General features: G+C 39.5%; 11 protein-coding genes. 5 read left to right on the forward strand and 6 right to left on the reverse strand.

Features of this window, described 5'->3' with window-relative positions; all coding sequences use genetic code 11:
- Positions 1 to 237 precede the first annotated feature (237 nt).
- The 3 genes from glyQ to H5122_RS19490 all read left to right on the forward strand — a co-directional run bounded on the left by glyQ (position 238) and on the right by H5122_RS19490 (position 3,735).
- Positions 238 to 1,140 (forward strand): glycine--tRNA ligase subunit alpha, encoded by a 903-nt coding sequence (glyQ, locus tag H5122_RS19480; protein WP_007377648.1) that lies wholly within the window; start codon positions 238 to 240, stop codon positions 1,138 to 1,140.
- 1 nt (position 1,141) lies between these two features.
- A complete protein-coding gene (glyS, locus tag H5122_RS19485) occupies positions 1,142 to 3,211 on the forward strand; it encodes a glycine--tRNA ligase subunit beta (RefSeq protein WP_182682992.1) in 2,070 nt (689 codons plus the stop codon).
- Positions 3,212 to 3,285: 74 nt separating this feature from the next.
- The gene (locus H5122_RS19490) at positions 3,286 to 3,735 is read left to right on the forward strand and encodes a hypothetical protein (RefSeq protein WP_004335197.1); all 450 of its coding nucleotides are present in this window, start codon (positions 3,286 to 3,288) and stop codon (positions 3,733 to 3,735) included.
- A gap of 20 nt (positions 3,736 to 3,755) precedes the next feature.
- Here H5122_RS19490 and H5122_RS20340 read toward each other — a convergent pair whose 3' ends face one another.
- The 6 genes from H5122_RS20340 to fadB all read right to left on the reverse strand — a co-directional run bounded on the left by H5122_RS20340 (position 3,756) and on the right by fadB (position 9,773).
- Entirely contained in the window at positions 3,756 to 4,085 is a 330-nt protein-coding gene (locus tag H5122_RS20340) for an RloB domain-containing protein (protein WP_182683006.1), read from the reverse strand.
- Positions 4,052 to 4,414, reverse strand: coding sequence for an RloB domain-containing protein (locus H5122_RS19500; RefSeq protein WP_182682993.1), 363 nt, complete (start codon positions 4,412 to 4,414; stop codon positions 4,052 to 4,054). The genes H5122_RS20340 and H5122_RS19500 overlap by 34 nt, the downstream gene beginning before the upstream one ends.
- A complete protein-coding gene (locus H5122_RS19505; protein ID WP_182682994.1) occupies positions 4,414 to 5,814 on the reverse strand; it encodes an ATP/GTP-binding protein in 1,401 nt (466 codons plus the stop codon). The genes H5122_RS19500 and H5122_RS19505 overlap by 1 nt, the downstream gene beginning before the upstream one ends.
- A gap of 84 nt (positions 5,815 to 5,898) precedes the next feature.
- On the reverse strand, positions 5,899 to 6,147 hold the full coding sequence (gene tusA, locus H5122_RS19510; protein ID WP_182682995.1) for a sulfurtransferase TusA: 249 nt from the start codon (positions 6,145 to 6,147) through the stop codon (positions 5,899 to 5,901).
- 292 nt (positions 6,148 to 6,439) lie between these two features.
- Positions 6,440 to 7,609 carry an acetyl-CoA C-acyltransferase FadA gene (gene fadA, locus H5122_RS19515; RefSeq protein ID WP_004335189.1) on the reverse strand — a complete coding sequence of 390 codons (1,170 nt, stop codon included), beginning with the start codon at positions 7,607 to 7,609 and terminating at the stop codon, positions 6,440 to 6,442.
- A 4-nt stretch (positions 7,610 to 7,613) separates the two neighbouring features.
- Positions 7,614 to 9,773: a fatty acid oxidation complex subunit alpha FadB gene (gene fadB / locus H5122_RS19520; RefSeq protein WP_182682996.1), complete on the reverse strand. Its 2,160-nt coding sequence runs from the start codon at positions 9,771 to 9,773 to the stop codon at positions 7,614 to 7,616.
- A gap of 192 nt (positions 9,774 to 9,965) precedes the next feature.
- Here fadB and H5122_RS19525 point away from each other — a divergent pair, with 192 nt between their 5' ends.
- Together H5122_RS19525 and pepQ are read left to right on the forward strand one after the other, a co-directional pair.
- Complete coding sequence (locus H5122_RS19525) at positions 9,966 to 11,852, forward strand: transglycosylase SLT domain-containing protein (protein WP_182682997.1); 1,887 nt, start codon at positions 9,966 to 9,968, stop codon at positions 11,850 to 11,852.
- Between the two features lie 276 nt (positions 11,853 to 12,128).
- Positions 12,129 to 13,451 carry a Xaa-Pro dipeptidase gene (pepQ, locus tag H5122_RS19530; protein WP_182682998.1) on the forward strand — a complete coding sequence of 441 codons (1,323 nt, stop codon included), beginning with the start codon at positions 12,129 to 12,131 and terminating at the stop codon, positions 13,449 to 13,451.
- The last annotated feature ends 8 nt before the right edge of the window (positions 13,452 to 13,459 follow it).

A 13,459-nucleotide genomic window follows, 5' to 3' on the forward strand; every position in this document is an offset into this window, starting at 1 on the left:
TGCTCTTATTTAAGCTTCCAGCTAGACGAGAGGATAGAAGATATCCCCGATGGGTTAAGCCAAAACCATCTAAGTATCCTCATAAAAAGAAAGATGCCAGTCAGCTTAACTGACTGGCATTAGCCTAATGGCTCCTTTTTTATTTTTTCAATTACACAAACTGCTTAAAACCTGAGTGTACACACGGTATACTAAGGGTAATTTTCACGCTACTTCTTAGATAGTAAAAAGCCAAATATGCAAAAATATGACGTAAAAACCTTTCAAGGTTTGATCCTGGCTTTACAGGATTATTGGGCGCAGCAAGGCTGTGTCATTATTCAACCACTTGATATGGAAGTGGGCGCCGGGACATTTCACCCACAAACATTTTTAAAGTCTATTGGTCCAGAGCCAATGTCGAGCGCGTACGTTCAGCCGTGTCGTCGTCCTACGGATGGCCGCTATGGTGAAAACCCAAATCGCCTACAACATTACTACCAATTCCAAGTAGTTTTAAAGCCATCGCCAGATAACATCCAAGAGCTTTACTTAGGCTCATTAGCGGCAATGGGTATCGATACCCTTACTCACGAAGTTCGCTTTGTAGAAGATAACTGGGAATCACCTACGCTAGGCGCATGGGGCTTGGGTTGGGAAATTTGGTTAAACGGCATGGAAGTAACGCAGTTTACCTACTTCCAACAAGTTGGCGGTATTGAGTGTTCACCTGTAACGGGTGAGATTACTTACGGCCTAGAGCGTTTAGCAATGTACATTCAAGGCGTAGATAGCATTTACGACCTAGTATGGGCAGACGGTCCACTAGGGCGCGTAACCTACGGCGACGTGTTCCATCAAAATGAAGTAGAGCAATCTACTTATAATTTTGAACATGCAAACGTAGAAGACTTATTTGCACAGTTTGATAAGTGTGAAGCAGAAAGCCAAAAGTTAATTGAAGCTAACTTACCACTACCTGCATACGAGCAAGTAATGAAAGCATCTCACGCATTTAACTTACTAGACGCACGCCACGCAATTTCGGTAACCGAACGTCAGCGTTATATTTTACGCGTTCGTGCGTTATCAAAAGCGTGTGCACAAAGTTACTATGACAAACGTGAAGCGCTTGGTTTCCCGCTGTGTAAGGATAAGTAAAATGTCAGCACAAAATTTATTAGTAGAAATTGGCACTGAAGAGTTACCACCAAAAGCATTGCGTAAATTAGCAAAAGCCTTTGCTGCAAACTTAACTCAAGAGCTAGAAACATTAGAATTAGCACACCAAGGCGTAAGCTGGTATGCGTCGCCTCGTCGTTTGGGTTTACAAGTAAAAGCGCTTGAAGCTAAGCAACAAGACAAAGAAGTTGAAAAGCGTGGCCCAGCAACAAAGGCAGCGTTTGACAGCGAAGGTAACCCAACAAAAGCAGCAATGGGTTGGGCACGTGGTTGCGGTATTGAAGTAAAAGACGCACAAACACTTGAAACCGATAAAGGCGCTTGGTTATTGCACATTGCTAAAGTAGCAGGGCAAGAAACTAAAACCCTAATGACAGATGCAATCACAAAAGCATTAAGTAAATTACCAATCCCTAAACCAATGCGTTGGGGCGCGAATAAAACACAATTTATTCGCCCTGTGCATACAGTCACTATTTTATTTGGTGATGAGCTACTTGAAGGCGAAATTCTTGGTAAGCAAATAACTAACCAGCTTCAGGGTCATCGTTTTCATCACCCAGAAAAAATTAGCATTAACCATGCAGATGACGTTTTTGACGTACTTAAATCTGCTTACGTTATTGCTGATTACGAGCAACGTAAAGCGCAAATTCGAGCACAAATAGAAGAGGCTGCAAGCGCAGTTAACGCTGTTGTTGCAATGGATGAAGATTTACTGGAAGAAGTAACATCACTTGTAGAGTGGCCAGTTACTTTAACGGCAACATTTGAAGAAGCATTTTTAGATGTACCAGCCGAAGCGTTAATTTACACCATGAAAGACGATCAAAAATATTTCCCGTTATTAGATCAAAACGGCAAACTTTTAAATAAGTTTTTGTTTGTATCTAACATCGAAAGTAAAGATCCAAGTGTGGTTATTTCTGGTAACGAAAAAGTAGTGCGCCCGCGTTTAGCCGATGCACAGTTCTTCTTTGAAACAGATAAAAAGAAAACCCTAGAAAGCCGATTAGAGTCGCTTGATAGCGTATTGTTCCAAAAGCAACTTGGTACGCTTAAAGATAAGTCTGAGCGCATTAGTGAACTTGCAGGTTATATTGCTGAGCAATTAGGTGCTGATAAAGACCTAGCACAGCGTGCAGGCTTATTAAGTAAAACTGACCTAATGACTGAAATGGTTATGGAATTTACCGACGTGCAAGGTGTAATGGGAATGCATTACGCTCGCCACGATGGTGAAGCCGAAGATGTAGCCGTAGCGCAAAACGAGCAGTACATGCCACGCTTTGCAGGGGATAACTTACCAACAAACTTAATTAGCTGCGCAGTAGCGATTGCTGATAAGTTTGACACGCTGGTGGGTATTTTTGGTATAGGCCAAGCACCTAAAGGTGACAAAGACCCATTTGCTCTTCGTCGTGCTGCTATTGGTGCACTGCGCATCATGGTAGAAAAAGAACTACCACTTGATATTTTAGACCTAGTAGCTAAATCGCAAACATTGTTTGGCGACAAGTTAACTAACTTAAATGTATCAACTGACGTATTTGAGTTTATGCTAGGGCGCTTCCGTGCTTGGTATCAAGACGAAGGTATTGAAGTAGACGTAATTCAAGCAGTGCTTGCACGTCGTCCGACTAAACCTGTTGATTTTGACCGCCGTGTTAAAGCCGTAAGCCACTTCCGTACATTAGACGCAGCAGAAGCGCTTGCAGCAGCTAATAAGCGTGTAGGTAACATTCTGGCTAAAAACGATATTACCAGCCAAGGTAGTGTTGATGAGAGCTTATTAAGCGACGACGCCGAAAAAGTATTGGCATCACAAGTAGCAAAATTTGCCACTGACCTTGCACCACTTTACGCAGATGGAAACTACCAAGAAGCATTAAGCCAATTGGCGGGTATTCGTGAAAGTGTTGATAACTTTTTTGACAACGTAATGGTTATGGCCGACGATGAAGCTGTTAAGCAAAATCGTCTTGCGCTATTAAGCCAGCTAAGCGGATTGTTTTTAGGTATTGCAGATATTTCTGTTTTACAAAAATAACACCGATTAGCAATTTTAAAAGCCAGCGTTTTGCTGGCTTTTTAGTTTTCACTGTATGCAAAGGATACCCATTGATGATTTCTATGAAACGAATTTTAACTTTAGCAATTGCTGGTTTACTTACTGCCTGTACAAGCCAAATTTCGATTAACGATGTATTGCCACAGCAAGAGCTTGACCGCACAATTTACTTACGTGGCGACTTTACATTGTGGGATGCAGAACCTCAGTATCAGTTTGCGCCAGTTGGCCCTGCGCTTTATCAAGCGCAAGTTAAATTTTCGACCCCAGGTAAAGTGTACGAATTTAAAATAGCCGATGCCGATTTTAGTGAAGGCTACAACTGTGGCTACAGCGACGCACAACCAGCAGGACAAAAGCTAACACTCGGCCAGCCAGCTATCGCAGACTGTAATACTATTTATAACTACTTTAGTTTCACACCAGCAATAAAAGGCACGTACATAGTAAGTATTGATTACAGTGACTACGACAAGCCACAAGTGACGATAACGAAGAAGTGATTTTTAGCAAGCTGAGTTATTCAGCTTGTTACTAAATATGGTTGGATTAATTCAATTAATAATGACATTGAAGTGCCTAAATGTTTAGGGGGATCTGTTAGGTCGAAGTTTAGCCTTTTACTATTTTGGATCGCTATAGTTGTATTAGCTATTAAGGCAGATATTTCAGAGTTATTATTAATTAAAACTTTCCTCATTCGCTTTTTAAGGAATTGTTTTTCATTTGCGAGTAATTGACTTAGGGTATCTTCTTCTATATTTGCAACATCTTCAAAATGGAGAAGTGGCCATATATCAAAAGCAGGGTTGCTTATGATTAAGTTGACGCTTTTTTGCTTAGCTTCCTTAATTGTCGCTTTCGTTTTTTTTGATGTTTTTCTGAGAAATAATGATCAACATCAAAAGCTATGAAACCATGGACGTTACCATCTTTGAGTTTATAGTTAAGTTGAGCCGCTTTATTTTCTAAATCATTTAAAACATGCTGTGGTGTACTATGGTGCACATCTGTCTTTTCTACTGGTGTGAAGTAAACTAAATTTTCAAACCGTCTGCTTATAGCATTTTTCATACTCTCAAAGTATTTTCTTTCGTCTTCACCGCCTTCATAAGAGACTAAGAAATAGAGAATATCTATTTTTTTTCTGTATCTACTGCCGCTTTTCTTCCTTGAACTCATTATTTAAACTTCCTTACAATATTTGGTATACCTCCAAAAGCACCATCTAAATAAGCCTTATGAATATCTTTATCATGACGAGTTGTATAATCATTTAGACTATATAGCTTAGTGGAACCATCAGTTTCTTTTTGAGTAAACCAAACTTCATCCCTTCGTAATAGCTCATTATTTAATAATTCTGCCTCATGGGTTGTAGCAATAATTTGATCATTATTATCTTTTTCTAAGAAAGACTCTAAGAATCTATACGAAATAATGGGATGCAGACTTCTATCAAATTCATCAATAATGAAGGTTTGGCTATAACCTTTGTCAGTTCCATTTTCGGAATTATTTTCTAGTGCAGGAATGAGATCTAATAATCTCCTCGTTCCGTCTGATTCATCAATGATATCAAACTGAACACTTTTACTACTATTCTTATGAATACTTGCTAGTTTAGTTATTTTAAGAGAGTTACTTAGACTATCAATTTCAGCTAAATGCTCAATATCATTAAAATTGAAAGGGTACAGCTGACCAGGTTTTTTTATTTTCTTTTCTATACGTTCTAAATCACTTGATGAAAAGTCACTTAATGGCACATTTACTTCAATTAAAGATGAAATTCCAGTATCAAATTTTGAGATTAAATTAAGGTATTGTGCTCTACCTGATCTAAGCTCTGGCAAAGAGCCTGAATATTTTGTCTCAGGAAATATAGTAACTAATGAAAATTTAAAAAAATAGAAAGCTTGTGTTAAGCGTATAAAAAAGTATCTTAGTGGATTATTTTCTACTTCACTATCTTTAAGATTTTCGAATACTTTTTCAGATACTTCTGAAAGGAATGGTTTATTTTTTGGGGTATATTTAGACAAAAAATTAAACTCAGTTTGAGCATTTTTGATATCTATATCGCTTAAATCTGTATGCTTTTTTGTAATAAGATCAGAGCTATATGAGTAAGAATCACCATCAAATTTACGATAAAAAACTTGATGTTCTGAGTTCGGGTGAATTAAAGCTAGCTCTTCTTCCAATACAATTTTATTATCTGTTTTCAGAAAATAGGCAAAGTAACAATCACCAACAGTAAACTCAAAAGTAAAACTTCTGTCTTTTTTTTCTAACGGAGATAAAAGAAAGTATGAACTACGCGTACGGTCACAATAATCTAACTCAATATCACCAGAGATAAGCCTTTTTGCATATGCAATTGCCTTTATAATATTGGATTTCCCGCTCGCATTTGCTCCGTATAAAACACTTCCTTTTAAAACTCTTAAGCTTTTATTACCATCAATAGGCGTACGTACATGAGACTTTAACCGTCTTAGCCTTGGGGCTGCTTTTAAATTTAGCTCAATCGTTTCTGATATGGATCTAAAATTGTCAACATTAAAATAAACAAGCATATAATAAACACAAATATTCTTTGAAATTACTCTATATATACACTAAAGGAGGGGAATGAAAAAGCTTAAAGTGATATTTTCACGTTAATTATTATGAACTCCTTTCTTCACCACATATCTATACGGTGCTGCTTCTGCATCTTTAGCCACCAGCGTGTGATCCATAAACGTACAAAAGCTCGGAATGTCGCGAGTGGTTGATGGGTCATCAGCAGTTATTAATAACGTTTCACCATCGTTCATTTTACGAATAGCAGCACGTACCATCATTACTGGCTCTGGGCAGCGAAGGCCTATGGCATCTAATTGGTGATCGGGATTATCAAAGCTCATAATAAATTGGCCTGTTTAATTAAAGTGATTGCTGTGTACGCGAGTGCTTAGGTATAGCAATTAATAAGTTTGGCAGTTTAACGCAATTTTATGTGTAATTTAACTATTTTACTTAATGCTTTTAGCAGTTTCAAAATGCTTTATTTAATAATACGCCCGATCACATAATTACGCTGTTACATACTTGTTTGATAAAGGGACGTTTTTATAAATGAAGCTAATAAAAAAGGCGAACTGAATAAAATCAGTTCGCCTTTTTAATCACCAAGATGGTTTTACATGTTTAAACTAATTAGTCTTGAACACGTTCAAATACAGTTGCAATGCCTTGGCCTAAACCAATACACATAGTTGCTAAACCGTATCGTACATTTTTGTCTTCCATTAAGTGAATAAGCGATGTGCTAATACGCGAACCCGAACAACCCAGTGGGTGACCAAGTGCGATTGCGCCGCCATTTAAATTCACTTTTTCGTCAACTACATCCATTAACCCTAAATCTTTCATTACAGGTAATGATTGAGCTGCAAAGGCTTCGTTAAGTTCTACTACACCTAAGTCATCAATTGTAATACCGGCTTGTGCAAGTGCTTTTTTACTTGCTGGTACTGGGCCGTAACCCATAATTGATGGATCGCAACCAGCGACTGCCATTGCTTTAATACGTGCACGAATTGGTAAACCAAGTTCTTTTGCTTTTTCTTCGCTCATTACTAACATTGCAGATGCGCCGTCAGAAAGTGCTGAAGAAGTACCGGCTGTTACCGTACCCGATGCAGGATTAAATACAGGGCGAAGCTTTGATAGACCTTCTACTGTTGTTTCTGGGCGAATTACTTCGTCGTCTTCAACTAAGATAAGCGAACCATCTGCTGCGTGGCCTTCCATTGCTAAAATTTCGCGACGAAAACGGCCTTCAACAGTTGCAGCTTGTGCACGTTGATGTGAACGGTAAGCAAATTCATCTTGTTGCTCACGGCTAATGCCATGAAGCGTTGCAAGGTATTCTGCTGTTAAGCCCATAGAGCCAGACGCTTGTGCAATTGATGTTGCTAAGCCTGGGTGAAAGTCGTTGCCGTGAGTCATAGGTACGTGACCCATGTGCTCAACACCACCAATTAGGTAAGTGTCGCCAGCGCCTGTCATTATTGCGCGTGCTGCGTCATGCAATGCTTGCATAGAAGAGCCACATAAACGGTTAACCGTAACAGCAGGAACGCTGTGCGGAATACCGGCAAGCAATGATGCGTTACGTGCTACGTTAAAGCCTTGCTCTAATGTTTGCTGTACACAACCCCAATAAATATCGTCAATTGATGCAGGATCAACTGCAGGGTTGCGATCTAGTAAGCCTTTCATTAAATGTGCGCTTAAGTCTTCTGCACGTTTATGTTTGAATACACCACTTTTAGAGCGACCCATTGGTGTGCGGATACAATCTACAATTACTGGATTATTCATGATATTAACCTTCCACCTTATAGAAAACACGACCTTCTTCGGCCCACTTGCGAGTTTGTTCAGATACTTGGTAAATCGCACCTAGGTGAGCGTATTTGTCTGCTGCTGCAACAAAGTTAGCTAAACCAGTTTGATCTAAGTAACGGAACGCGCCGCCTCTAAATGGAGGGAAACCAACACCGTAAACTAATGCCATATCTGCTTCTTGCGGCGAGGCAATAATGCCTTCTTGCAAACACAGTAGCACTTCGTTAATCATTGGAATCATACAACGGTCGATGATTTCTTGTTTATCAAATTCTTTTGGTGCGTCTGTGATTGGGCTTAGTAGCTCAATTGCTGTCTCGTCATGAGACTTTTTAAGACGACCGCGACGATCTGTTTCGTATTTGTAAAAACCGGCTTTGTTCTTTTGTCCAAAACGTTTTTCGTTGGCAAAAATAGTCACAGGGTCTTTATCAGCACGAGCCATACGCTCAGGGAAACCGTCAGCCATTACGCCAGTACAATGGAACGCTGTATCAATACCTACAACATCAAGTAGGTAAGCCGGACCCATAGGCCAGCCAAATACGTTTTCCATTACTTTATCTACTTTTGCAAAGTTAGCGCCTTCAACCACTAATTTGCTAAAACCTGCAAAGTAAGGGAATAAAACACGGTTTACAAAAAAGCCTGGGCAATCGTTAACAACAATTGGCGATTTACCTAATTTAAGCGCGTAATCGACTACTGCATTAATTGTTTTATCTGAGGTTTTTGCACCACGGATAATTTCTACTAATGGCATTTTTGGCACTGGATTGAAAAAGTGCATACCACAGAAATTTTCTGGCTTATCTAGCGCTTCTGCAAGCAAGTCGATACAAATAGTCGATGTATTTGAAGTAAGTACAGTGCCTTCTGGCATGTTCTTTTCAAGATCAGCGAGTACTGCTTGCTTAACTTTAGGGTTTTCTACAACGGCTTCAACAATGATGTTGGCACTTTGTAGGTCTGACTCGTTAAGTGTTGGCTTAATTTTGCTAAGTGTTGCCAACATTTTTTCCATTGGCATGTGACCACGCTTAACTTTTGCACCTAATAACTTAGATGCTTCACCCATACCTAAATCAAGCGCATCTTGTTGGATGTCTTTCATTATAATAGGCGTGCCTTTATAAGCAGACTGGTATGCAATACCGCCACCCATAATACCAGCACCTAATACAGCGGCTTGTTTAATTTCTACATCGCTGTGCTTAGCAAATTTACGTGCTTTACCTTTAATGTATTGATCAGCTAGGAATATACCTGTCTGTGCAGCTGCTTCTGGTGTACGTGCTAATTTAGCAAAGTTGGCATTTTCGATTGCCATTGCTTCATCGCGAGTACAGTTTGCCGCTGCTTTAATAGTACGTACAGCCATAACCGGTGCAGGATAGTGGCCTTTGGTTTTACCCATTACCATACCTTCTGCCATAGCAAAGCTCATGCCTTGCTCAACACGGTTTAATTTAAGTGGCTGAAGTTTTACGTTGCGTTTTGCTTGCCAATCTAGCTTGCCAGCAATCGCCAGTTCAAGTGTTGATACACTTGACTCTAGAAGTTTGTCAGCACTAACTACCGCGTCAAACGCACCTACTTTAAGGGCATCTGCTGCGCGGTTTTCTGCGCCTGAGGTAATCCACATCATCGCGTTATCGGCGCCAATGATACGTGGTAAGCGCACTGTGCCACCAAACCCTGGCATTATGCCAAGTTTAACTTCTGGTAGGCCCATTTTAGCTGTTTCGCTTGCCACACGATAATCGGTAGCAAGTGCCCACTCACAACCACCGCCAAGTGCCATACCGTTTATAGCGCTTAGAGTTGGGAATGGTAAATCTTCAATTGCATCAAAAACGTCGGTTGCGTTTTTGATCCACACTACTAATTCTTCTTCAGGTTTAGTAAATGTAGGTAAAAATTCGAAGATATCGGCACCAATAATAAAGTGGTCTTTATCACTGGTAAAAATCATGCCTTTGATATCAGTATTGGCGGCTAATTCTTTTAATGCTGCTGCGCAATCTGAAAGAGTTTTTTGAGATAGTGTGTTTACAGAACCTGCAACACAAAACTTAAACTCGGCGATGTTTTCCTTTAGGAAGCTAACTTCAAAGGAATCGCTTTTATATAACATTATTATTCTCCCTAGTTGACGAACTAAGACTGGTACGATGAGTTTGCATTTCAATCAGTGTGCTTGCTTTAAATTAAAAATGCAACGAAAAATTTAACTCGGTTACAATCGACTGGTTAAAATATAGCTGGTTTGGTGCTAAGGTGGTTGAAAAGTTTTAATTCACAACTTTAATTTTTATTAAAGGACATTATGAAAAAATATTTACTAAGTGTTGCGGCAGCTGCATTCATTTTTCCTCTTCATTCTGCCGAGGCAAGTAACGATAACGATGCATTTTTAGATGCCGAAAAAAAAGTAAGGTACGGCAGTTACCAAGACTTTAAACAAGCGGTTAGTAACTTAAATCATCCGTTAAAACCTTATGTTGAAAAAACGTATTGGCAACGCCATCCGAGCATTAAACATCAGGCAGAAATAGAAGAATATTTAAATATATACCAGCATACGCCGCTTGAGTGGCCGGTCCGTAAAGCGTGGTTAGAGTATTTAAAAGATAACAACGAAAAGGCGGCGTATATCCGCAACTATCGTGAAACGTCTAATACGGAGCTTACTTGTACTTATTTAGATTTTCAGCTTGATTTAGGTGCGCCCGAAAAGGCAATTCTAAATCAGGTGACCGACTTATGGGCTGTAGGTAAATCGCAACCTAATGGTTGTGATAGTTTATTTTCTAAGTGGCGTAAAAAAGGCTACATGAAAGAAGAAACGGTTTGGAAGCGTGTAACACTTGCTGCACAAGGCGGAACGCAAAGCTTATTACCTTACTTAAAAACTTTATTACCAAGCAAGGAGCGTTACTTAGCTGACTTATATTTAAAAGTGCGAAAAGATCCAAGCGCAGCCGCTGGATTATATAGATATAAAAACAAGTCGGCTAAAGAAGGGCAAATAGCTATTTATGGTGTTAAGCGTTTGGTTTGGCGCGACAAAGAGCTTGCTTTAAAAGCATGGGAAAAGCTAGAAAAAATATTTAAGTACAGCGATGAAGAAAAAGCGGATGTGTATTACACCTTTGCATTGTCACTTGCCTCTAGCGGGCATAAACAAGCGAGCTTTTGGCTAAATAAAGTGCCAAAAGAGCGACTAGACAGCAAGCTTATTCAGTGGCAACTGGGCAATATGCTCAAAACCCAAGATTGGGAAGGGATTGCTGCATTCTTTACAGGTAAAGAAAATTTAAGCCTTGGTCAGCAATATTGGTTAGCTTATAGCTATGCACAACGTGGCGAGCAACAAAAAGCAGACGACATTTGGAAGAAAGTAGCGGCTAATCGTGATTATTACGGCTTTTTAGCCGCAGCACGTTTGGGGTTGCCCGTTGATTTAAATAATCAGCCTTTAGCAGTCGATAAGGTACTTGTAGATAAAGTGAGTAATGCACCAGGCTTTAAGCGTGCAAAAGCACTTTATGATATTGAGCGCTTTACGTCGGCACGCCGTGAATGGAATTACCTAACGGATACCTCCAGCGATGAAGAAAAGCTGGCAGCATCACAACTATCTACCGATTTAGGTTGGCACGACAGTACTATTTTTACTTTAGCAAAAATTAAAGCATGGGATAACGTAGAGCAACGTTTTCCGTTTGCGTTTCAAGATGTTTTTGAGCGCTACAGTAAACGTAGCAAGATAGATGTTGCTTGGAGTATTGCTATTGCAAGGCGCGAAAGCTCTTTTGCGCCAGATGCACGCTCGCATGCTAATGCGCGTGGTTTAATGCAGTTATTACCTAGTACTGCTGAGTATGTAAATAAAGGCAGTGTGACAAGTAGTCGTTTATATCAACCTAAAACAAATATTAGGTTAGGTACGAGTTACTTACAGTACTTAAAAAAGAAAAACCATGGCAATGAAGTACTGGCTACGGCTTCTTATAATGCGGGTTATCACCGTATAAAGCGTTGGTTACCTGATGACGCTATTCCGGCTGAGTTATGGGTAGAGCTTATTCCGTATCGCGAAACCCGCGATTACGTAAAAAATGTATTTGCGTACAGGCAGGTTTACCATACAAGAATGGGCCGAGAAGGTAATGTATTAGCGCCGCTACTCGAAATGAAAATGGGCGGTTAGTAAACATAAGTTTAAAGTAGGGGGATATCTAATGCGTTTAGATATCCCCTTTTTTGAGCGCTGAGGGTAATACCAATTTTATTAAAAACATGATCATTCTAGCGTATTAAATAATTCAATAACTGCGTTAAAAATTATTTATATAGAACAACTATGTATCATAATTTTAGCCTTGTTATTAAGCTATTTTCTTATCGCTATAATAGATCATTAATTTAATGCAATTGGTATAAGTGATAGACTCATAGCAAGTTAAATTTAACAGATGGATTAACAATGGATAAATTAGCCGTTTTATACGCCGAACATATTGCAACACTGCAACAGCGTACTCGTACAATTTGTAATAGCGAAGGGTTAGAAGGATTAGTAATTCATTCAGGCCAAGCTAAGCGCCAGTTTTTAGATGATATGTATTATCCATTTAAAGTTAATCCACAGTTTAAAGCATGGTTACCGGTTATTGATAACCCTCATTGCTGGATTGTGGTAAATGGTAGCGACAAACCAAAGCTAATATTTTATCGTCCAGTAGATTTTTGGCATAAAGTACCAGACGAGCCTCGCGACTTTTGGGCTGAGTACTTTGATATAGAGCTACTACTTCAGCCTGATCAAGTAGAAAAGTTATTACCATACGATAAAGCTAAATATGCTTACATGGGTGAATGCATTGAAGTAGCGCAAGCTCTTGGTTTTAGTATTATGAACCCTGAGCCTGTACTTAACTATTTTCATTACCACCGCGCTTATAAAACGCAGTACGAACTTGAATGTTTACGCAACGCTAACCGCATTGCAGTAGATGGGCATAAAGCTGCACGCGATACATTCTTTAATGGTGGTAGCGAGTTCGACATTCAGCAAGCGTACTTAATGGCGACACGTCAAAGCGAAAATGAAATGCCGTATGGCAACATTGTTGCACTTAACGAAAACTGCGCTATTTTGCATTACACGCACTTTGATCCAAAAGTGCCACATACTCACAACTCATTTTTAATTGATGCCGGTGCAAACTTTAATGGTTACGCAGCTGATATTACTCGTACGTATGATTTTAAAAAGCAGGGTGAGTTTGCTGAGCTTGTGCAAGCGATGACAGTTCAACAAATCGAGTTAGGTAAAGGTTTAAAGCCGGGTATGCTTTATGGTGATTTACACGTTGAATGTCACAACCGTATCGCACAAATACTTAGTGACTTTAAAATTGTTAACTTACCCGCTGAGGAAATTGTTGAGCGTAAAATTACCTCTACTTTCTTCCCGCATGGACTAGGACATCACCTAGGTTTACAAGTGCATGATATGGGCGGCTTTATGAGTGACGAAAAGGGCACACATCAACCATCGCCTGAAGGGCATCCGTTCTTGCGTTGTACTCGCCTGATCGAAAAAAACCAAGTGTTTACTATTGAGCCTGGTTTATACTTTATTGATTCACTGCTTGGTGATTTAGCGCAAACCGATAATAAGCAGTTTATTAACTGGGAAAAGGTTGAGTCATTTAAACCATTTGGCGGCATTCGTATCGAAGATAACATTATTGTTCACGAAGATAGCCTAGAGAATATGACGCGTAATTTAGAACTCGATTAATTTCTATA

This window comes from Pseudoalteromonas sp. SG43-8, from assembly GCF_014164245.1.
Classification (GTDB): Bacteria; Pseudomonadota; Gammaproteobacteria; order Enterobacterales; family Alteromonadaceae; genus Pseudoalteromonas; species Pseudoalteromonas distincta.

What these genes read in the sequence shown, in the direction of transcription:
- fadB (WP_182682996.1), bottom strand. Translation starts at nt 9,773, where the DNA reads ATGTTATATAAAAGCGATTCCTTTGAAGTTAGCTTCCTAAAGGAAAAC.
- glyQ (WP_007377648.1), top strand. Translation starts at nt 238, where the DNA reads ATGCAAAAATATGACGTAAAAACCTTTCAAGGTTTGATCCTGGCTTTA.
- H5122_RS19505 (WP_182682994.1), bottom strand. Translation starts at nt 5,814, where the DNA reads ATGCTTGTTTATTTTAATGTTGACAATTTTAGATCCATATCAGAAACG.
- H5122_RS19500 (WP_182682993.1), bottom strand. Translation starts at nt 4,414, where the DNA reads ATGAGTTCAAGGAAGAAAAGCGGCAGTAGATACAGAAAAAAAATAGAT.
- H5122_RS19525 (WP_182682997.1), top strand. Translation starts at nt 9,966, where the DNA reads ATGAAAAAATATTTACTAAGTGTTGCGGCAGCTGCATTCATTTTTCCT.
- H5122_RS19490 (WP_004335197.1), top strand. Translation starts at nt 3,286, where the DNA reads ATGATTTCTATGAAACGAATTTTAACTTTAGCAATTGCTGGTTTACTT.
- fadA (WP_004335189.1), bottom strand. Translation starts at nt 7,609, where the DNA reads ATGAATAATCCAGTAATTGTAGATTGTATCCGCACACCAATGGGTCGC.
- glyS (WP_182682992.1), top strand. Translation starts at nt 1,142, where the DNA reads ATGTCAGCACAAAATTTATTAGTAGAAATTGGCACTGAAGAGTTACCA.
- tusA (WP_182682995.1), bottom strand. Translation starts at nt 6,147, where the DNA reads ATGAGCTTTGATAATCCCGATCACCAATTAGATGCCATAGGCCTTCGC.
- pepQ (WP_182682998.1), top strand. Translation starts at nt 12,129, where the DNA reads ATGGATAAATTAGCCGTTTTATACGCCGAACATATTGCAACACTGCAA.